Annotated in this window: 20 protein-coding genes and 1 riboswitch; of the genes, 12 read left to right on the top strand and 8 right to left on the bottom strand. The window is 44.1% G+C overall.

Translation table 11 applies throughout. From position 1 onward, the window contains the following. Positions 1–96: 96 nt before the first annotated feature. Positions 97–1,089, top strand: a complete 993-nt coding sequence (locus G6R27_RS04910; RefSeq protein ID WP_213819952.1) for a sugar transferase — start codon at positions 97–99, stop codon at positions 1,087–1,089. 22 nt (positions 1,090–1,111) lie between these two features. Further along, a riboswitch (TPP riboswitch) is annotated at positions 1,112–1,218 on the top strand. Between the two features lie 116 nt (positions 1,219–1,334). Further along, positions 1,335–1,547 carry a hypothetical protein gene (locus G6R27_RS04905; protein ID WP_213819951.1) on the top strand — a complete coding sequence of 71 codons (213 nt, stop codon included), beginning with the start codon at positions 1,335–1,337 and terminating at the stop codon, positions 1,545–1,547. Between the two features lie 194 nt (positions 1,548–1,741). On the opposite strand, the gene G6R27_RS04900 is transcribed toward G6R27_RS04905, so the two are convergent. From G6R27_RS04900 to G6R27_RS04885, 4 genes are all read right to left on the bottom strand, one after another. Beyond that, complete coding sequence (locus G6R27_RS04900) at positions 1,742–1,894, bottom strand: hypothetical protein (RefSeq protein WP_213819950.1); 153 nt, start codon at positions 1,892–1,894, stop codon at positions 1,742–1,744. A gap of 596 nt (positions 1,895–2,490) precedes the next feature. Further along, a complete protein-coding gene (locus tag G6R27_RS04895; protein WP_213819949.1) occupies positions 2,491–3,000 on the bottom strand; it encodes a hypothetical protein in 510 nt (169 codons plus the stop codon). 285 nt (positions 3,001–3,285) lie between these two features. Continuing rightward, positions 3,286–3,702, bottom strand: a complete 417-nt coding sequence (locus G6R27_RS04890; protein ID WP_213819948.1) for an ImmA/IrrE family metallo-endopeptidase — start codon at positions 3,700–3,702, stop codon at positions 3,286–3,288. Continuing rightward, the gene (locus G6R27_RS04885; RefSeq protein WP_213819947.1) at positions 3,683–4,000 is read right to left on the bottom strand and encodes a helix-turn-helix domain-containing protein; all 318 of its coding nucleotides are present in this window, start codon (positions 3,998–4,000) and stop codon (positions 3,683–3,685) included. The genes G6R27_RS04890 and G6R27_RS04885 overlap by 20 nt, the downstream gene beginning before the upstream one ends. Before the next feature lie 356 nt (positions 4,001–4,356). Between G6R27_RS04885 and G6R27_RS04880 the strand changes: the two genes are divergently transcribed. From G6R27_RS04880 to G6R27_RS06415, 3 genes are all read left to right on the top strand, one after another. Next, positions 4,357–5,865 carry a peptidoglycan amidohydrolase family protein gene (locus tag G6R27_RS04880; RefSeq protein WP_213819946.1) on the top strand — a complete coding sequence of 503 codons (1,509 nt, stop codon included), beginning with the start codon at positions 4,357–4,359 and terminating at the stop codon, positions 5,863–5,865. A 78-nt stretch (positions 5,866–5,943) separates the two neighbouring features. Continuing rightward, entirely contained in the window at positions 5,944–6,576 is a 633-nt protein-coding gene (locus tag G6R27_RS04875; protein ID WP_213819945.1) for a hypothetical protein, read from the top strand. An 84-nt stretch (positions 6,577–6,660) separates the two neighbouring features. Continuing rightward, complete coding sequence (locus tag G6R27_RS06415; RefSeq protein WP_420798192.1) at positions 6,661–7,098, top strand: helix-turn-helix domain-containing protein; 438 nt, start codon at positions 6,661–6,663, stop codon at positions 7,096–7,098. On the opposite strand, the gene G6R27_RS04865 is transcribed toward G6R27_RS06415, so the two are convergent. From G6R27_RS04865 to G6R27_RS04855, 3 genes are all read right to left on the bottom strand, one after another. After that, positions 7,031–7,510 (bottom strand): DUF805 domain-containing protein, encoded by a 480-nt coding sequence (locus tag G6R27_RS04865; RefSeq protein ID WP_213819943.1) that lies wholly within the window; start codon positions 7,508–7,510, stop codon positions 7,031–7,033. The two genes, G6R27_RS06415 and G6R27_RS04865, sit on opposite strands and share 68 nt — an antisense overlap. 118 nt (positions 7,511–7,628) lie before the next feature. After that, positions 7,629–8,066 carry a chemotaxis protein gene (locus G6R27_RS04860; RefSeq protein ID WP_213819942.1) on the bottom strand — a complete coding sequence of 146 codons (438 nt, stop codon included), beginning with the start codon at positions 8,064–8,066 and terminating at the stop codon, positions 7,629–7,631. Positions 8,067–8,070: 4 nt separating this feature from the next. After that, entirely contained in the window at positions 8,071–10,749 is a 2,679-nt protein-coding gene (locus G6R27_RS04855) for a cation-translocating P-type ATPase (RefSeq protein ID WP_213819941.1), read from the bottom strand. 333 nt (positions 10,750–11,082) lie between these two features. Between G6R27_RS04855 and G6R27_RS04850 the strand changes: the two genes are divergently transcribed. The 7 genes from G6R27_RS04850 (at position 11,083) to G6R27_RS04820 (ending at position 17,940) form a co-directional block, all read left to right on the top strand. Further along, positions 11,083–11,736: an NAD-dependent epimerase/dehydratase family protein gene (locus tag G6R27_RS04850; RefSeq protein ID WP_213819940.1), complete on the top strand. Its 654-nt coding sequence runs from the start codon at positions 11,083–11,085 to the stop codon at positions 11,734–11,736. Positions 11,737–12,233: 497 nt separating this feature from the next. Then, positions 12,234–13,073: a MetQ/NlpA family ABC transporter substrate-binding protein gene (locus tag G6R27_RS04845; protein ID WP_213819939.1), complete on the top strand. Its 840-nt coding sequence runs from the start codon at positions 12,234–12,236 to the stop codon at positions 13,071–13,073. 67 nt (positions 13,074–13,140) lie between these two features. Beyond that, on the top strand, positions 13,141–14,472 hold the full coding sequence (locus G6R27_RS04840) for a M20/M25/M40 family metallo-hydrolase (protein WP_213819938.1): 1,332 nt from the start codon (positions 13,141–13,143) through the stop codon (positions 14,470–14,472). A gap of 21 nt (positions 14,473–14,493) precedes the next feature. Then, the gene (locus tag G6R27_RS04835; RefSeq protein ID WP_213819937.1) at positions 14,494–15,333 is read left to right on the top strand and encodes a MetQ/NlpA family ABC transporter substrate-binding protein; all 840 of its coding nucleotides are present in this window, start codon (positions 14,494–14,496) and stop codon (positions 15,331–15,333) included. Between the two features lie 23 nt (positions 15,334–15,356). Next, positions 15,357–16,436 carry a methionine ABC transporter ATP-binding protein gene (locus G6R27_RS04830; RefSeq protein WP_213819936.1) on the top strand — a complete coding sequence of 360 codons (1,080 nt, stop codon included), beginning with the start codon at positions 15,357–15,359 and terminating at the stop codon, positions 16,434–16,436. Continuing rightward, positions 16,433–17,128: a methionine ABC transporter permease gene (locus tag G6R27_RS04825; RefSeq protein ID WP_213819935.1), complete on the top strand. Its 696-nt coding sequence runs from the start codon at positions 16,433–16,435 to the stop codon at positions 17,126–17,128. Before G6R27_RS04830 ends, G6R27_RS04825 begins: the two co-directional genes overlap by 4 nt. Positions 17,129–17,274: 146 nt before the next feature. Further along, the gene (locus tag G6R27_RS04820; RefSeq protein ID WP_213819934.1) at positions 17,275–17,940 is read left to right on the top strand and encodes a YoaK family protein; all 666 of its coding nucleotides are present in this window, start codon (positions 17,275–17,277) and stop codon (positions 17,938–17,940) included. 119 nt (positions 17,941–18,059) lie between these two features. Here the strand turns inward: G6R27_RS04820 and G6R27_RS04815 are convergent, their stop codons facing one another. Further along, a complete protein-coding gene (locus tag G6R27_RS04815) occupies positions 18,060–19,256 on the bottom strand; it encodes an ATP-binding protein (protein ID WP_213819933.1) in 1,197 nt (398 codons plus the stop codon). Positions 19,257–19,262 lie beyond the last annotated feature (6 nt).

Raw genomic sequence — 19,262 nt, 5'->3', positions numbered from 1 at the left:
AGTCTAGCAGTCGGGTGATATCTGATGAAAAATCGCGTTAATTATTCTAACATTACTTTAATAATTGGTCTAGTCCCACTGTAAAAAGAGAGAAGCATGAATTATATCACACACACAATTGAGCCCTGGATGCCTGAAGGCGCATTAAAAGCAAAAGCAGATGTCGCCACCATTGCCATGAATAACGGGTGGACACGCCTCCCAATCGAACGCTACAACGACGTCCGTTTTTCTGACATAGATCGTCAGAAAAAAATTGCCACATTTTTGTCGGATGTCCGACCAGGCGACACCATTGTCCACCAGTTTCCAACCTACATGTCCGAAGACTTTGAAAAAAGTTTCCAGCAAAAGATCAAAGAAAAAGGCGCCCACTACGTGCTCTTCATTCACGACTTTGAGCCACTGCGGGTCAGTCGAGAAAACGCTTGGGAATGGTCGCTTGCAGAACAAGCTGGTCTCATTGTGGCACACAGCCAAAAAATGATCACCGCTTTGCGTCAACATGGGGTATCAACTGCTGCTATCACCCTCGACCTTTTCGATTACCTTGGAAAAGGACCAACATCTTTCCCCGCTTTTTCAAAAAGCATCAATTACGCGGGCACCTGGCAAAAAGCCCCCTGGTTAAAAAACTATCAGGGACCTGCACTCAAACTATTTGGTTCCAGGCCCAAACGCTGGAAGGAGGTCACCCTTCCTGACAGCGTCGACTGGGTTGGCTCCTTCTCACCAGAAGACATCCCCCTAGTTTTAAAATCTGGCTTCGGTCTCCTCTGGGATTCAGACTACGAGGATAAGCTTTTTCAGTCCTACACAAAGGTCAACGCCCCGCACAAAGCTTCCCTCTATCTAAAAGCCGGCCTGCCCCTGATTGTTTGGTCAAAATCTGGCTTAGCCGATTTGGTCAGGACGGAACAAATTGGTTTCACGATCGACAAGCTGACTGATCTTAATGAAAAATTAGCGGCTTTGACCAAAAGCGACTACGAAACTTATCAGAAAAATCTACTGGTTCTTCGAGAGCGTATCGACAACGGCTTTTATACCAGCACTGCACTGGACAAAATCGTCTGCTTTTTTGACTAGCCAAGCCCGTTCGTTCTTGGTAAACTACTTGCTGGGGAGTCCGTCAGACGGGCTGAGAGGGTAATGTGATTACCGACCCATGAACCTGATACGGATCATGCCGTCGTAGGAAATTTTCCACGCTTTAATGGACGTCTTTTCAGGCGTCCTTTTTTGTGGAAAAGTCTGAGAAAAGGAGGCTTTTTTCGGCATGGCACTGTCAGTTTCCACTGTCAAAACCACTCTAAGACCAAAGGAGTCGCCAAATGAAACAGTCCCCTTCCCTTAAAAAGATGTTCGTCACCGCACTCTTAGCGGCGCTGGCCTATGTCTTAAACACCGTCGTGGTCTTTCCGGCCATGGCCCCCTTCCAACACTTCGTCAACGTGCTGACCGTTTACCCGCTTGGCCTGTTAACCATTTTGCTCACCAAAAAGACCAGCCTAATCGACAAGCTGAAGAGCAAAATGAATGCTTAAAGAAAAAAGCCCGGACAGCAATTTCTAGGCTTTGCTAGTATTAATAAAAAATAAACAGATTGAGAAACAACCAAAAATTAACAGTGATTTCAATACCGAGAAAACACCTCGTCACTGCTTGTTAACCAGCCCTTTCATAACTTCCTGATGAATTTCTTTGATTACCTTCTGACGATTTAGCGTTTTTGCATCAATCAGGTTAACGAGTACCGAATCGCTTTAACAATTTTGCGAAGCAAGGCGTTCAGGACATCTGCAACAGATAAACCATCCGAAGCCACTACTGCAGCTGTTTCATCCAATAATTGCGGATTCGTTTGAAAACTAAAGCATTGATTATCGTCCATTTTCGTCCCCCAGAAAAATCTTTTAACTACTTTGATAATGGACGATACTGAAAGAGAAACTTGAAAAGTGAATCTTTTCTGTCAATTATGACAAAAGCCATGCATAGCATGCATAGAAGGAAGAAAAAATTTTACAACTCCTAATCTACACAGCGTAATTACTTTTAGTCATGTGGTCTTCTGTTTTAATCAAGGTACTTGTTGAGCTAACATTAATTAAATGGCATAAACGGTTAGGTCATAAGAACTAATCACATGTGCCTCAGTTGATTGTCGGGACTTTTTAATAAAAAAAGACACCGTTCAGGAACGGTGTCTGCAAGAAGTTTTGACCCTCTTTTAAGCTCTATACTTGTAGTATATATTCTTAACAAATGGAAAAAAGGAATAAGCAACCATCCATATTTATTTTTGGTTGCAGGAGCTGATTTATTTATTTTTTCTTTCTTTTCGAATGAGTAGTTCTTTACGTAAATCTCGTATCCCAATATCTAAAACAATAAAAAAAGCTAATATTAAAAATAATAAATTAGATGTTTTTAAATAAATAAGATCGAAAAAAATTTGGAACCCCCATTCAACATTTTTATTCCAGTTTAAGAACATGATTTTTTAATGTCACTGAAATTCAGTATTAAATCAGCAAGCGCTCTTCCTGCTCCAGTTAAAGCAGCACTTCTTTCTGCTTTGGTTGAAGCAAAAATAATTAATTTTGCAGCAGTATAAGTTCCACCAAGTTCTTTGATTAGTCGTTGAGCTTTTAACAACTTACCCCAAGGAAGATTTTGAGCAACAACTTTTCCAATAGCCCAAGAGCAACTCCAAGCATCTCGATAAAGAAGTTCTTGATCTTCTTTATTAGCAACTAGCTCACCTAAATCAATATTTTGTTCAGGGTCACTGTAAGAGTTTTCTGGAATTTCTTCAATAACAGAGAATATCCGAACTAATGAGTCTTCATCAATCGATTTAAATCCTTTTTTCCATGTATATAAATCGTTAGCAGTAGCTTGGTTAGTGTCAGCGTTTGCATATACTGAAGTGATTGGGGCTAATGCAGATATAAACATAATCCCAATAAAAATTTTACTTAATAGTTTAGTCATGTTTCTCTCCTATTGATTGTGAATTAATAAGCAATAAGTATACTATCACATAATTTGGAATACATGCAACCTTAATTAGAAAATGGAACAAAAATATCAATTATTTTTTTAATTTTATTTCCATAAAAGTTTATTTCACAAAAGAAAAATGGCTTTAGAAAGGCTTTATGATAGCTAGACCAATTTTTTTGGTCAAGTTGAGCAAGTCCCTTTTAACAAAAGGAAAAGCAGACCCCGTTTACTGGGACCTGCTTTTTTTGCTTTCAATAAGGCACATTATGTTAATTAGTTATTGGTTACTGTTTGTCTTATTGCTTTTTCACATTCTGTGAACAGATAAGTAGGAATATCAAAAACAACCATAAAATCTTTTATATTTATTTGTTCTACACTTTTACTCTCGATGTAGTAAGGCAGTAATAAATTTATAGATATTATTTGTGCGTTATGTTCGTAATCATTTTTCATTAAGGTACCGTTACTTATATAAGCTTCTTGTTTATTGCATGTTAATAGATGACCAATTTCATGTGCCAATATAAAGGGTAATTGATTTTTCCGGTACCAGTTACCATTCATTATTATTGACTTTGATTGGATATCAGCTACTGAAGAGGTATGAGGATCTAGATCATATGTCCATTCAATATGATAGCCCTTTTTTCTTGCGTAATCACTTAAATCATTGACTATTTCTAGCAATACGTAATCTCCTTAAAATTTCAATGATGGTTTCTTTATCTTCATCGGAAATCGGTTTACCCTCGAACATCATAATTGTATTTAAATCTTCTAAATTAGCTGTTTTAGCATTTCCATTATCTAAAAGATAGTCCGTTGTCACATTGAAGAAGTTGGCTACTTTTTTCAGTTTATCTAAATTGGCATTGTTATCCCATTTTTGGATAGTACCATTTGGAAAACCAAGTTTTTTCTCTAATTCTCTAATAGAAATTTTTCTCTCTTTTGCAATTACTTTGACTTTTTCATAAATAGACATGTTAACTCCCTTTTTGTAGAAAATAACTCTATAAAATATTTGACTTATAGAAAAATAATCTATACAATCAAAGTGTACTGTCTTGATTGTAGAACATTTTTCTATGTTTTTTCAATTTAAGATATTACACTCAGACAGCGCTGTCAATATGATTTATGGAGGTGAGAATTCATACTGAATTTTATTAAAACGTTATATACGGCTTTAATTAAAAGTAATTTTAGTTTTGGTATAGAGAATGATACAGATATTGTTACGTCAGAAAAGACAAAGAAGTTTAGTTTTAAAAGTGAAGCTAATATTGAAAAGAAAGAATAGGAGTAATATTTATTAAATTAAGTCAAAATGGAATCAATATGCTAAAGGCATATGAATCGCTAAGATTAAAGGCATATTATGATGCAGTCAATGTTTTAACGATTGGTTATGGGCACACTAATTCAGCACCGTCTGGAAAACAGCATCCAGTATATGTTGGACAGAAAATTTCAGAAAAAGAAGCAGAATCTATTTTTTATGATGATGTAGAACCATTCGAAGAGAGTGTTAATAGTCTGGTTAAGTATCCAATCAATCAAAATCAATTCGATGCATTAGTATCATTCACTTTTAATTTAGATGTAGTTGCTTTTCAGCAAAGTGATCTATTATCATACATTAATCAAGGAAATTTATCTGCAGCAGCAGGAGAATTTACAAAGTATTGTCATGATGGGTCAGGTCGAGTTCTCCAAGGTTTACTTACTCGTCGTCAAAAAGAAAAGAATTTATTTATGTCCAGTTCCGACGAGGAAGCAGCTGATCACACAGATAATATTAATCGTATGATTGGTTGGATGGAACAAAAAATGAATCAGGGCGTTACTTACAGCATGGAAAATAGAAATGGACCTACTTCTTACGATTGTTCTAGTGCTGTGTTTCATGCACTCGCTGCTGGTGGTTTCATAAATCAAGGAATCAATGGAAATACTGAATCTGAATTTGGAGTGTTAGAAAATAACGGATGGTCCACAGTTCCTGCTGATGGTAGTGGGAACATTCCTGCTAAACGTGGAGACATTTTTATTTGGGGTAAGCGTGGTGCTTCATCAGGTGCATTTGGTCATACCGGTATTTTTTATGATCATAATGACAATATCATTAATTGCAATTACGCTCACAATGGAATTTCTATTAATGATCATGATGCTATGTGGATTGCAGATGGGAAGCCACCAGTTGCTATCTATCGATATACTGGTTCAGGTTCACTAGATGCTACGACATCTGATGACGTAGCATCTGGTTCTTCAGATGCTACGACATCTGATGACGTAGCATCTGGTTCTTCAGATGCTAGCGGTCTTATTCCTCTATCGGGAGTATTTACACCAGATCGATCACTGGAAGTAAGCCGAGATACTGACCCAGCGAGTCCAGCAGTTGCCACCTACGATGCGGGTGAACAGATTCCCTATGATAGTTATATTTTAACTAATGGCTATGCATGGATTAGTTACGTATCTTCATCTGGAAAACGTTCTTACGTTGCAGTAGGACCAGATGATGGACAAACGGGTACTACTTGGGGAATTGGATTTTTTGACGGAGGGTCTTCCTCTTCTTCAGATGCTAGTGGTCTTATTCCTCTATCGGGAGTATTTACACCAGATCGATCACTGGAAGTAAGCCGAGATACTGACCCAGCGAGTCCAGCAGTTGCCACCTACGATGCGGGTGAACAGATTCCCTATGATAGTTATATTTTAACTAATGGCTATGCATGGATTAGTTACGTATCTTCATCTGGAAAACGTTCTTACGTTGCAGTAGGACCAGACGATGGACAAACGGGTACTACTTGGGGAACTGGATTTATGTAAGAACCTATAATAAAAGGGGAAGTGCGCTTTATGATGGCGCACTTTTTTGTTACCCTTTAACTTATAGGAGAGGCTAAAATGACAAAAAAACTAGTTGTTACAGTGTTTGGAACCATAATATTAATAGTAACCGTTATAGTGACAATATCGTACATCAATGCAAATAATAAGCATAAATCCAACAATGACTCTTTAAAACAAATGAATCAGAATAAAAAAACAAAAGACGACGTCAAAAATAAATCTGATGATTCTAAAACAGCATCTGATTATAAAAAAAATATATATAGCGGTTCTAGTAATTCATCTAATTATAGAAAAAATGGATCAGACACATCTAGTTCATCGTCAAATTATAGAGAAAATAATACAGGACAAGATAACTCACAAAAGGGTTCTGAAATTGGACCACAGATGCCTTCGGGGAAAGATATTCCATCGAATGAAAATGAAACAAAATATAAAAATATAGTTGTTCCATATACTGGTAATGCTAATGACCAACAGGTTTTCAATGGAGAAGATGCATTGAAGCAACTGAAAGTTCAAGAAGGTTTATTAGGTGATCAAAATCTCATTTATGATGTTTTTGCGGACGATAGGGGCTTTTATTTAACTAGAGTTAGAGATCAGACAATAATTAAACAAGGAGGAGATGGCTCTGTTGGAATTTACAGAGTTTATCCAACAGGGGTAGTTTCCTTACAATAAGATATATTCCGATATGAATTTCAATCATCATTAATATCTATGAAAGTGCTTTTTAGTAGACATTTATGTTGTTAATTTTTGTCAATGATATACTGTCAATATGGACAGTATATCATTGACAGTTTACAATCATTTGAGAGTTTAACAGCCCTTGCAAAAGAGCTGAAAATAAGTCGCCAAACACTTTATAAAAGGCTTAATAAAAACAATTTAAAGGGTCGTCTTTCTTTTACAAAAGAAGAGCTTTCGTTGTTAAAAAAACGTCAAGTTAAAAGTGTCAATGCTGACAATCAAACAAACGGCAGCAGCTATCACAAAACCCTTATTTTTCATCCAAAACTCCTCTTCACTCATTTCTCTATCGTTGACGATACACGTTCCAGACAAAAATGTCATCGCTTATTCGCCCACCTCACTAAAAAGTCCTGCAGGAACTTTCCTGCAGGATTTTTGCTTATTTTTCAATGGATTGAGCGGGTTGCTTCGAAAACTTATCCGTCTTCATGGCAAAGAGCACAATGAGAGCAATCGTCAGGATAATGTTCACTACAGAAGCCGGATCAGAAATGGCGCTGACAGACGATTCAGCCATGAAATTGGTAATGACTTCCAAGACAACCAGGCTGTACCACCAGGGGGACAGGCCCGTGTCAACCAAGCGGCGGTAGGCCAAGGAAAGGGTTGGCAAAATGGTAGCCAAGAGGTAAATCAAAAGCGCCAAAACCGAAAGGCCCATGACAATGAAGACACCGGCCGATACTTTCTTCACATCTTGACTGCTAAAGAAGGCAACCAAGAAGGGACCGAAACCAACCACCATCAAGATAACATAGACCAGTGCGTTGACGAGCGTTGCCCACCAAAAGTCCGAACGCGAGGAACGGCCCTTAAAGTTGACATAGTTTTTCCAAAATTTTCCGTAAGCTTTTAACATTTTCTCTCCCTATAAATTTCTGAACGAATAACCATAGTTTATCATGGCCGACGGTCGAGTAACTAGCCAAAAAAGCAGCAAAAAAGGGCCGGACAATTTGTCCGGCCCAATCCACTGTTTAAGCACCAAAAATCTTGGTAACTTGTGCTTGAATTTTATTCAAGAATGTCTCCTGATCTTTTTCAGACTGTGCAAAGGCGGCTTCATCAATTGACTGATCCTTTTCGTTCAAGGCATCGGCCATCATCTTGGTTGCTTCGGCATAATCGGCGTATGCCTTGGCCAAGGTTTTGTGGACACCCATGAAACGCACCGGCACTTGAACAGCTGCCAAAGTCTTGGCGTTTGCTTGGTAGGCAGAGACGGCGTCATCGAATTCGGCCTTGATTTCACCAAATTCAGCTTTGGCCATGTCTTTTACTTTGCCAGCTTCCTTAGCCTCGTCCAACTTAACGAAGAAGGGCGATACATGATCGGCCGTTTCCTGCGTGTTGGTCAACACGTCTTGCAAAGTCGTCACGTAGTACTGCATTTGTTTTGGGTTAAATTTTGCCAATGTCTTATCCTCGATTAAAAAATGTTCGTTGCACCCATTTTACCAGCTCGACGATCACAATGATAGCAAGAGAAGCGACAATCACCACGAACCACTGGTAAGGATCCAAGTTCGTCACGTGGAAGATCGGGTTCAGTGGCTTAATGACCACAACGGCCATCATCGCTAGCAAGGAGAAGAGCAAGGCGCCGTTGAAGAATTGGTTTTTAAAGGCTGACCCATTCAACTGGGACTGGTAAACCGACTTCACGTTAATCGCATTAAACATTTGCATCAATCCAAGGGTCATGAAGGCCATCGTCAAGGCATCCCCGTGAACCAAAGCCGTTCCGGAATGATCCGGGAAAGCCAGCGCAAAAGCGTAAACCGACAACACAATGATCGCTTGCAACATTCCCTGCCAAACGATGGCTGGTCCAACACCGCCGGACAGGAAGTTGGCTGTCTTCCCGCGGGGACTTTGCTGCATGATGTTCTTTTGCGCCGGTTCAAGACCTAAGGCGATGGCTGGCATGGTATCGGTCACCAGGTTAATCCACAAGATCATGACTGGGGCTAATACCTCCCAGCCGAGAAGTGTCATTGTAAAGATGGCAATCACTTCGGCCAGGTTAGAGGCCAGCAGGTACTGCAAGGCCTTTTGGATGTTAGCAAAGACTTTTCGTCCTTCCTTAACGGCGGTCACAATCGTCGAGAAGTTATCATCGGCCAGCACCATGTCAGCGGCCTCCTTTGAAACTTCCGTTCCAGTGATTCCCATGGCAACCCCGATGTCGGCCGCCTTTAAGGCTGGCGCGTCGTTGACACCGTCACCGGTCATGGCCACGACTTTGCCCTTCTGCTGCCAAGCTTGGACAATCCGAACCTTGTGGGCAGGAGCGACACGGGCATAGACTTTGACGTCTTCGACACGTTGTTCGAACTGTTCATCGGATAGTTCATCCAAGCCAGCGCCGGTCAACACCGTCTTTGTCCGATCATCTGCTTCATCTAAGATACCCAAACGACCCGCAATTGCTGCCGCCGTTTGTGGATGGTCACCAGTAATCATCATCGGACGGATACCGGCCGCCTTGGCTTGGGCAACCGAGTCCTTAACTTCCGGACGCTCCGGATCAATCATGGCAACAAAGCCAATCAGGGTCAGATTTGTTTCCATTTCCTCGGACTTGGCCTCTTCGGGCAACGTCTCAAGTGACTTTTCCGAAAAGGCCAGAACACGGAGGGCCTGATCAGCTAAGTGACCGTTCACCTCTTGGAAATGAGCCAAGTCTTCTTCTGTAAAGGGACGTACCTGTCCGTTCTCCAAAACATGACTCACTCGGGACAAAACGGAATCCGGCGCGCCCTTCACCGTTACCCGATAAGTATCATCTGCTTCATAAATCGTTGTCATCAGCTTCCGCTCGGAATCGAATGGAATTTCTTGCAAGCGCTCTTGGCCACGCAAAACTTCTAGACGTTCTGGCCGGTACTTTTCGTTAAAGTCAATCAGGGCCGTTTCGGTTGGGTCACCGACTAAGCCTTCTGCCGTCAGCTGACTGTCGTTATTTAAGGTCATGATATCGCCAAGAATGCCAGCGGCTTTTGATAAGTCTTCCTTATCAAAAGGGTTTTCCGCAGACAAATCAACAATCTGTCCGTTCAAAACGACTTTTTCCACCGTCATTTTGTTTTGCGTCAACGTTCCGGTCTTATCTGAACCGATGATGTCGGTTGATCCCAGAGTCTCAACAGCTGGCAACTTACGCACCAAAGCCGCCTTCTTGGCCATCCGGGCCGTCCCCAAGGCCAAGGTAATCGTCACGATGGCCGGCAAACCTTCCGGAATGGCCGCCACGGCCAAGGAAATGGCCGTCAAAACCAAGTCAATGATTGGCATATTTTGCGTGAAGTAACCAATCACAAAAGTCAGGGCAGCAATAGCCAGAATCAAATAAGTTAGGACCTTCGACAAAGACTTCAGGTTTTCTTGCAGCGGTGTCTTGGTTTCGTCTTGGCCCTGCAAAGCACCAGCGATTTGACCAACTTCGGTGGCCATTCCAGTTGCCACTACAACCCCAAGCGCGCGTCCGTAGACGACGTGTGCATTCATGAAGGCCAAATTATCTTGGTCACCCAAAGGCAATTTATCAGCCGTCAAAGTCTTGTCCGTCTTTTCAACGGGAACCGACTCTCCGGTCAGGGCAGCTTCTTCAACGCGCAGGTTTGACACATCAACCAAACGCAAATCCGCCGGCACCACATCACCAGCTTCTAAAGAAATCAAATCCCCTTTCACCAGTTCGGTAGCAGGTACTTGTTCAGGTTGACCATCGCGAATGACGGTCGCCTTTGGCGTCGCCATTTTCTTCAAAGCATCGATAGCATTTTCGGACTTGGATTCCTGAAAAACACCAAAGATGGCGTTAATGACCACGATGGCCAAAATGAAAAACGCATCGGTCTGTTCACCGGTCAAAGCGGCAATGAAAGCAGCGGCTAGCAAGATCCCGATCATCAAGTCCTTAAACTGATCCACAAATTTAGAAAATAAGGACTTCTTTTTCTTAGCTGTCAGCGCGTTTGGCCCGTCAACAGCTAATCTTTCTGCTGCCTGTTCTTTACTCAACCCAGTCTTCAAGTCACTTTGGAATTCTTCCACTATTTGTTGTTGATCCACTTGATAAAACGGTTTTTTCAACGTTCTTTCTCCTTATAATGTTCTTCCTGATAAAGAAAAAGAGACCTATGAAAGTAGGAAAAGTCCTACTCACATAAGTCTCGCTGTTTAATGCTGAGCCGGCGCCTTGGCGCGATAAAAGGTGTGATCACCTCGGTTTGACGGTACTCAGCAACGACTAGGTCGCCAGTTACTCCCTCAGGAATGAGTTGTTACCATTATTATATCAGCTGCTTTCAAAAAGGCAACGCCCCCACTTCTAATTATTCAAAAAAATCATATTATTTAAAAGTCGATTGACCGCCCAGTCAGCTTATTGTACTATTAAGAAGTACAAACAAGGAGGAAGCATCCATGAATGTTTTTGTTATTGGCGCCACTGGAATGGCAGGTTCGGCCATTGTTAAAGAGGCCCGCCGACAGGGCCTTGAGGTCATCGCCAACGGGCGTAACCTCGACAAATTAAAGGAAATCAAGGGAGATGATCAAGGTATTAATATCCTTCAAAAAGACGCCTTTCAATTGACCGAAAAGGACTTGCAACAGGCGGACAGCATCATTGATGCCTTTGCCATTGAACCCGACCAAGCCTATCGGCAGGTTGATTTGGCGGCCAAGCTAGTCGCCCTCTTACGCGATCAAAAGACCCGGGTCGGCTTTATCCTCGGTGCTGGCAGCCTCTATGCAGACGATTCAAAGACCAGCCTAGTCTACGATGCCATCAAGGCCGATGACAGCAGCAAGCCCTGGCGTGCCATTCCTGAAAACCAGCTCTACGAACTGGATTTCTTAAAAAACGTGCATAACGTGAACTGGTTCGGGATCTCACCTGCCATCAGCTTCCTACCTGGTGAAAAATCTGAAAAGATTCTCTATGGAACAGACGTCGTACTCACCAATGATGCCGGCAAGTCCGAAACAACGGCCGGCACAATGGCCGTTGCCGTGGTCGCTGAACTTCTGAAGCCAGAACACCAACAAAGCCGTTTCACGGTTGCTAATGGCTAAACTATTTCCAAAGAAAAGCAAAAAGTCCCGAGATTTTTTCTCGGGACTTTTTGATTTCAATGTTCGGCAGTGTAATCTTTCCTCCATCCCCAACCCTTTTTAATCTTAATTTCATTTTTCTGTTGACATAAATGAAATGGAACTGTATGATTATCACCAAGATATCAAATACAAAACAAGTTGATCAGGAAAGTACCTGCTAAGCAAAGCCTAGAGAGCAACCGGTTGGTGAAAGGTTGCGTGCGTGCAGTAGGGAAAATGACCTGTGATTGGCAACTGTCACTCGGTTTACCGATAGCAGTTGACGGATTGGCCTCTGTTACCAAGGCACACCATTCGGTTAGGATCATTCTCCGCGGCCCGATGGTTAGTGAGTCGTGTCGGGGTAACTCGATACAAAAACCTCAGAATGGTAACGCGAAAGTCGCTTCTGTTTTTTCCACGTGGAAACAGAGGCGGCTTTTTTTGTTACCAAAAACATTTCAGGAGAACAACACATGTCAAAGAAAAAATGGATTATTTCAGGAATCGCCGTCGTCGCTGTCGCATCAGCCGCCTTCTTCAGCTTTGGGTCACACGGCTCATCGGAGGATAAGACCATCACGGTTGGTCGCATGGCTTCAACAAAAGACGATGATGCCATCTGGGATGCTGTTAAGAAGCAAGCCAAGGACGAATACGGCATCAACGTGAAGTACAAGATCTTCACGGACTATTCACAGCCTAACAAGGCCTTGACGAGTGGTGACATCGACGTCAACGCCTTCCAGCACTACGCCTTTTTGGACGCTTACAACAAGAAGAACAACACGGACATCAAGGCCATTGGTAAGACGGTGATCTCCCCAATCCACCTTTACTCAAACACTTACAAGTCCGTTTCTGACTTTACGGATGGCGACACGATTGTCGTACCAAACGATCCATCAAACGAAAGTCGTGCTTTGAAGGTTCTGAAGTACGCCGGTTTGATCGACTTGAAGGACGGCCAAGACCTGGTAACGGTAAAGGACATCACGAAGAACCCTAAGAACTTGACGATTAAGGAATTGTCAGCCGACCAAACGGCCCGCGCCATCAACGACGTTCAGGGTGCCGTGGTTAACGGAACTTACGCCTCAACCGCACACTTGACGGACAAGCAATCAATCTTTACGGAACCATTTAACAAGGATTCCGAAAAGTGGGTCAACATCATCGCGGCCAACAAGAAGGACGCCAACAAGAAGCTTTACAAGGAATTTGTGAAGGCTTACCAGTCTGACGCTGTGAAGAAGGCCATCAAGAAGTCAAACGGTGACCGTTCAATCCCAGCCTGGGACCGTTCATTCAACTAAAACGAAAGGAATAATCACGTGGGAATCTCCCACGTACATATAGATAAGAAAGAAAGGAACCCAAAACATGACAAAGGCCAGAGAAACCTACCTCAATTTACTAAAAGAACTCGTTGCCATCCCCTCGGTATCCGCTAAGCGCGAACACTTACCAGAAGCAGCCGACCGCATTGCTAAGGCCTTAAGCGACCTTGGTGGAAGAACCACGGTCGATGACAGCTACTTTGCCCCATTGGTGATTAGCCACTTTAAGAGTCAAAAGCCAGACGCCAAGACCTTAATCATCTACAATCACTACGACGTGCAACCAGCCGAACCCTTCGACCACTGGGATTCCGACCCCTGGACTTTGACCGAAAAAGACGGGCACTTATACGGCCGTGGTGTAGATGACGATAAGGGAAACCTGACGGCCCGCTTGACGGCCCTTGCCGAATACTTGGACGAACACGACCAGCAATTGCCAGTCAACATCATCTTCGTTGTTGAAGGCTCGGAAGAAACCGCTTCTCAGCACTTAGACGATTACTTCAAAAAACATCCGGAAATCAAGGGTGACCTGATTATTTGGGAGTCTGGTTCAAAGGACGGTGCTGGCCGGCCAATCATCGGCGGTGGAAACAAGGGAATCGTGACCTTTAACTTGAAGGCCAAGACCGGTGGCATCGATCTCCACTCTTCCTTGGCCGCTGTCGTCAATTCAGCCGCCTGGCGCCTTAGCCAAGCACTAGCCACCTTCTTTGACCAAGACGGCCGCATCCTAGTGCCCCACTTCTACGATCAGGTTAAAAAGCCCAACCAACGGGAAAAGGACTTGATTGAAGCACTTCCTGATACCAAAGAAGACTTCATCCAAAAAAACCAAATTGAAGCGCCACTCTTAACGGACAAGCGCGGTGATGACTGGAAGCAGGCCCTTTACTTCGAGCCAACGCTGAACATCGAAGGGATCACTTCCGGTTACCAGGGTGCCGGTGTCAAAACCGTCTTGCCCGCTGAAGCGACTGCCAAAGTCGAGGCCCGCCTCGTCCCTGGCATGGATCCAGACGACACCTTGAAGGCCATCAAAAAGCACCTGATTGCCCAGGGATTTGACGACATCGAAGTCGAAAAGACCCTTGGACAGGGTGGCTACCGTTCCGACATGACCAATCCGGAAATCGAACGGGTGATTCGCTTGAGCAAGGAAGCCTATGGCAAAGAACCAGTGGTCATTCCGACCTCTGCTGGAACGGGCCCAATGAACTACGCCTACGAGGCCACCAAGACACCGATCGTCGGCTTTGGAATTGGCTATCCCGGCACTTTGGACCACGCACCTAATGAAAATATTCGATTAAAAGACTATGATGAGAACGTGGCCTTTGTCAAAGCCATTCTCGAAAGTTATCAAAAATAAGGAAATAATAGCGAAAGTACCATGTCCAACAAAAGCAAACTCATTAACAGCATCCTCTTAGTCATCATCCTCATCCTCGGTTACTTCTCCTTTGTAAAACCAAATCAACAATCACAAAAAACCGTCACGATCGGGATCATGGCGGCTAATAAACAAGATGACGCCGTCTGGAATCAAGTGTCAAAGACAGCTAAAACGAAGTACGGCATTACGCTGAAATTCAAGCGCTTCACCGATTACTCCCAGCCCAACAAAGCTTTGGATAACGGCGATGTCGACTTGAACGCCTTTCAACACTACGCCTTCTTGGATGCATATAATAGTAAGAACAAGACGAATTTGACCGCCATTGGCCAGACCTTTATCGCCCCTATCCATCTCTATTCGCAATCTTACAAGAGTATCTCGGATTTCCAAGATGGCGATACCATCGTGGTGCCAAACGATGCCTCCAACGAAAGTCGCGCCCTCTACGTGTTGAAAAACGCCGGATTGATTGAACTCTCTTCTGGATCCAACCTCAAAACAACCAAGGACATTACGAAGAATCCAAAGAACCTGAAGATTAAGGAAATCTCGGCCGACCAAACGGCCCGGACCTTAGGCGATGCCAAGGGTGTTGTTGTCAACGGCAACTACGCCACGGCCGCCGGTCTTTCGCTAAAGGACAGCATCTTTACTGAACCACTGAACAAGGATGCCAAGCTCTGGATCAACGTGATTGCTGCCCGTTCTTCAGATAAGCAAAACAAGCTTTACAAAGAAGTGGTCAAGTCCTTCCAAACAAAGGAAGTCAAGCAGGTCATTCAAAAACAGTACGGCGATGCCGAACAACCCGCCTGGGACAAGAACTTCAACTAAACAGAAACGAAAGGAAGGCCTCTATGACAGCCCCCATTATTTCACTACAAAACATCGATGTGACCTTTACTCCAAAGGGTAAGACCATCCATGCCGTAAAAGACGTGTCCATTGACGTCCAAAAGGGCGACATCTACGGAATCGTCGGCTACTCCGGTGCCGGTAAGTCCACTTTGGTCCGTACGGTCAACCTCTTACAGGAACCAACAAAAGGTTCGGTCATCATCAACGGCGAGACCTTCTTCTCAAAGGTCGATGGTCAAGCAAAAACCCAGATTAAGGGAAACGAATTAAAGGAAAAGCGCCGCAAGATCGGCATGATTTTCCAGCACTTCAACCTGCTAAACGAACGAACGGTTGAAGAAAACGTGCTCTTTGCCCTTGAAAACAGCAAGGATAAGGAAGCAGACAAGAAGAAAAAAGTCGAAGGCCTCTTGGACCTGGTCGACCTCTCCGACCGTGCCAAGCAGTACCCCTCTCAGCTTTCCGGTGGTCAAAAGCAGCGTGTGGCCATTGCCCGTGCCCTTGCAAACGATCCCGAAATCCTGATTTCAGATGAAGCAACATCGGCCCTTGATCCAAAGACGACCCGTCAAATCTTGGCCCTGCTCAAGAAGCTGAACCAGGAATACAACCTGACGGTTTTGTTAATCACCCACGAAATGGAAGCGGTCAAGTCGATTGCCAACAAAGTCGCTGTGATGCAAAACGGCCGCGTCTTGGAAAAAGGGTCAACTTTGGATATCTTTACCAAGCCACAGGCTGAACTGACCAAGGAATTCATTGCCACGGCCACTAACCAGGACCAGGCAATCGAAGCCATCAGTCAAAGCGAAGCGGTTGAAGACCTGACCGACGGCCAGATTTTTGCCCAACTGACTTATTCTGGTAACGCAACAAACGAACCACTAATTACCAGTCTTTACCAAAACTTTGGCATCGTTGCCAATATTCTCTACGGAAACGTCGAAGTCCTCCAGGACACCGAAGTCGGCTCCCTCCTTGTTATCTTGTCTGGTGACACGACCAACATGGACGCGGCCCTCGACTTCTTAGCTGCCCAATCCGTTTCCGTTAACATCTTGAAGGGAGAACAAGCATGAGTACATGGTTTTCACAAACATTTCCAAACGTCGTCTACCAAGGCTGGGGCGGTGACACTGGCTGGGGAACGGCCATCTTCCAAACGCTCTTCATGACGTTTTGGGCCGCCGTCTTTGGTGGTCTGCTCGGCTTGATTTTCGGAATTGGCTTGGTCGTGACTGGTCCACGCGGGATCACGCCAAACAAGACCATCTTCTGGATCTTGGATAAGATTGTTTCCATCTTCCGTGCCGTGCCATTCATCATTTTGCTGGCCTTCATCGCCCCCTTCACCAAGGCCCTGGTCGGAACCCAAATTGGTATCAACGCCGCTTTGGTTCCCTTGTCCCTCGGTGTCTTCCCCTTCTATGCCCGCCAGATTCAAGTGGCGCTTTCAGAAGTCGATGGTGGGATTGTTGAAGCTGCACAGGCCGTTGGTGCTTCCTTTAGCCAAATCGTCTTTGGCGTTTATATCAAGGAAGGCCGCTCGGAAATCATCCGCGTGTCAACGGTGACCTTGATTTCCTTGATTGGTTTGACTGCCGTGGCCGGTGCCATCGGTGCCGGCGGCCTTGGTAACATGGCCGTTGCCTACGGATACAACCGTTTTGCTAATGACACGACTTTGGTCGCAACCGTCTTGGTTTTGATCATGGTCTTGATTGTGCAAGTGACTGGCGATTGGTTGGCCAAAAGGTATAACCATAAATAAGAAATTCAAACAAAAAGTTCTGCATGACAATCATGCAGAACTTTTTTCTCATTTTTACTTTCAAAAGTCGGTCACGCCAATCATTTTTCTTAGACATTAGCAGCTTTTTTGTTGTAAAATATTTCTTTGTCGGAGGTCCAAGAAAAGTGACAAAAAAAGAATTTCCATCCCATGAACGCGTGCTCTTCGCCAGCCTGTTAACCATGACAGCCGGATCGATTGACGCCTACTCTTACCATATGCACGGCCAAGTTTTTGCTGGTCTACAGACGGGAAACATTGTCTTGCTCGGTATCCATGTCAGTCTATTTGACTGGGGCCATGCCGGCCAATACGCCTTTTCCATTTTAGCTTTTGTCTTAGGCACCCTCGTCGTTAAAATCATGCAGCACTTTCGCACGATCAAAAACATGCCACACGATCGAGAACGGCAATACATTTTGTTGTATATGACGATGCTTTTGACCCTTTCGGCTTTTATCGGAAAATCCGTTCCCAATGTTTTCGGTACCGCCATCCTGTCAATTGCTGCTGCCGCGGCCTTACAAGAATTCCGTGTCTTGAAAGGAAATGCTTTCATGCCCCTTTTGATGACAGGTAACTTACGAACCCTTTGCCAGGCGAGTTATGAAGCCCTTATCATGAAAGATAAGGAAATGGCCGAACGGGCCTTAGACTTGCTGACGGTGATCTTTTCCTTCTTTTTAGGCGCCCTCATCATTTCCCTACTCATTCCGTCGATGGCCAACTTCGCCATCCTTTTCCCTGCAATTCTTACAATGGCGATGAGCCGTTTAGTGACATACGAATAAACTTCTAAAAAAGGCTGCTGAATGGGCTGCCTTTTTTATTTTTTAAATGACTTAACAAAACTCACTAAAGGCACTCGAAAAAGGACCTGTTGAATCAACAGGTCCTTTTCTGTCAGTTTTTATTTTGTAACCAAAAAGGCCGTCTGCCTCGTTGGCGTCAACAACAGTACCTGCCCAACAGCAAAATTAGGCAACCGCCGCTGCCACTTCTTCTTCAAAGAAAGAGCTGTAAAGACCGAACCTTCTTGATTGCGATGAAGCAACACGGATCCGAATTGTCCCTGCATCCCCAATGGCAGATCGGCAAGTGCCTGGGTGGTCATGAGTAACCGTAACTGACTCTTTCGCCCTTCCCGAAGCACATGAAAAAGACCGTTATCAGACAAACGCTCATTATCCGGCAAATAGCGGTGCGCTTCGTCTAAACAAAGTGTCACTGGCCGTTTTTGGTCAGTTGCTAATTGGATCTTCAAAGCCGTATCAAACAAAGCAGACAACACCCGCCTTTGAATCACTGGATACGCCTGCAAAAGAGATAAGTCCAATACAAGCGACCGATGCTCGTTTGGCGAGCGCATAAACGTCTTCATCACAAAACCCAGCTCGTATTGCGTCACTGAGTCTGCATTCCGCGCTTGTAGCTGAAACACTCGGTTAAGGCTGTCATCTTCTAACTTGGCTCGTAAAGCCAAGATTGATGGCCAGTAATGACGGAGGGCCTCATGGTCTGGCTCTTGTCCTAAAAGCAAGTAGTCGCTTCGCTCATCTTTATAGGGCAGCACAAACTCTAAGACCAACTGATCGGCTAGTTGATCAATTGGATAGGCAATTGGTCTTTTGGGTAGTGCTTCTTCGGCCGCTCGTTGCTCTTGAACAGTCCTGTTAACTTTGTGCAATAACTGGCCACGAGTCCATGGTTTTTGACTCTGAATTTTTAGCGACTGAATCGCTGCACCAAGCTTGTCCTTCAAGAGCTCATCCCAGTCCAAGTCAAGTAAGACGAGCAGTTCTTCAGCAGACAGACTCGTCACATCCAAAAAGGCGTTTTTTCCGACTGTATACCGGATACCGTTGGGTAAATCACTTTGATATTCACCGGTCGGATCAAAGACAATGTTCGTCTGGTTTTGTTTTTGCAAGGCAGTCAAAATCTTCTTGCTCGTCGTTGATTTACCAGCCCCAGTCTGTCCAATAATCAAAAGGTGCTTGCCCAATAATTCTTGATCGGAAACGATCATTGCCCGTCCCATTGATCGCTTACCTAGATTCAGTTGTCTGCTTTTTTCACGCATATCATCTTCTTTTTCTCTTGTCAAAAAGTC

It is taken from the genome of Fructobacillus papyriferae, assembly GCF_018437225.1.
Lineage (GTDB): Bacteria > Bacillota > Bacilli > Lactobacillales > Lactobacillaceae > Fructobacillus > Fructobacillus papyriferae.
This window is presented reverse-complemented; position numbering and strand designations above follow the sequence as displayed.

Bases quoted from the DNA above. Each gene is read 5' to 3' on its own strand.
- G6R27_RS04845 (WP_213819939.1), top strand. From the start codon at position 12,234: ATGTCAAAGAAAAAATGGATTATTTCAGGAATCGCCGTCGTCGCTGTC.
- G6R27_RS04900 (WP_213819950.1), bottom strand. From the start codon at position 1,894: ATGGACGATAATCAATGCTTTAGTTTTCAAACGAATCCGCAATTATTG.
- G6R27_RS04895 (WP_213819949.1), bottom strand. From the start codon at position 3,000: ATGACTAAACTATTAAGTAAAATTTTTATTGGGATTATGTTTATATCT.
- G6R27_RS04885 (WP_213819947.1), bottom strand. From the start codon at position 4,000: ATGTCTATTTATGAAAAAGTCAAAGTAATTGCAAAAGAGAGAAAAATT.
- G6R27_RS04835 (WP_213819937.1), top strand. From the start codon at position 14,494: ATGTCCAACAAAAGCAAACTCATTAACAGCATCCTCTTAGTCATCATC.
- G6R27_RS04910 (WP_213819952.1), top strand. From the start codon at position 97: ATGAATTATATCACACACACAATTGAGCCCTGGATGCCTGAAGGCGCA.
- G6R27_RS04865 (WP_213819943.1), bottom strand. From the start codon at position 7,510: ATGTTAAAAGCTTACGGAAAATTTTGGAAAAACTATGTCAACTTTAAG.
- G6R27_RS04830 (WP_213819936.1), top strand. From the start codon at position 15,357: ATGACAGCCCCCATTATTTCACTACAAAACATCGATGTGACCTTTACT.
- G6R27_RS04840 (WP_213819938.1), top strand. From the start codon at position 13,141: ATGACAAAGGCCAGAGAAACCTACCTCAATTTACTAAAAGAACTCGTT.
- G6R27_RS06415 (WP_420798192.1), top strand. From the start codon at position 6,661: ATGATATACTGTCAATATGGACAGTATATCATTGACAGTTTACAATCA.
- G6R27_RS04850 (WP_213819940.1), top strand. From the start codon at position 11,083: ATGAATGTTTTTGTTATTGGCGCCACTGGAATGGCAGGTTCGGCCATT.
- G6R27_RS04875 (WP_213819945.1), top strand. From the start codon at position 5,944: ATGACAAAAAAACTAGTTGTTACAGTGTTTGGAACCATAATATTAATA.
- G6R27_RS04825 (WP_213819935.1), top strand. From the start codon at position 16,433: ATGAGTACATGGTTTTCACAAACATTTCCAAACGTCGTCTACCAAGGC.
- G6R27_RS04905 (WP_213819951.1), top strand. From the start codon at position 1,335: ATGAAACAGTCCCCTTCCCTTAAAAAGATGTTCGTCACCGCACTCTTA.
- G6R27_RS04880 (WP_213819946.1), top strand. From the start codon at position 4,357: ATGCTAAAGGCATATGAATCGCTAAGATTAAAGGCATATTATGATGCA.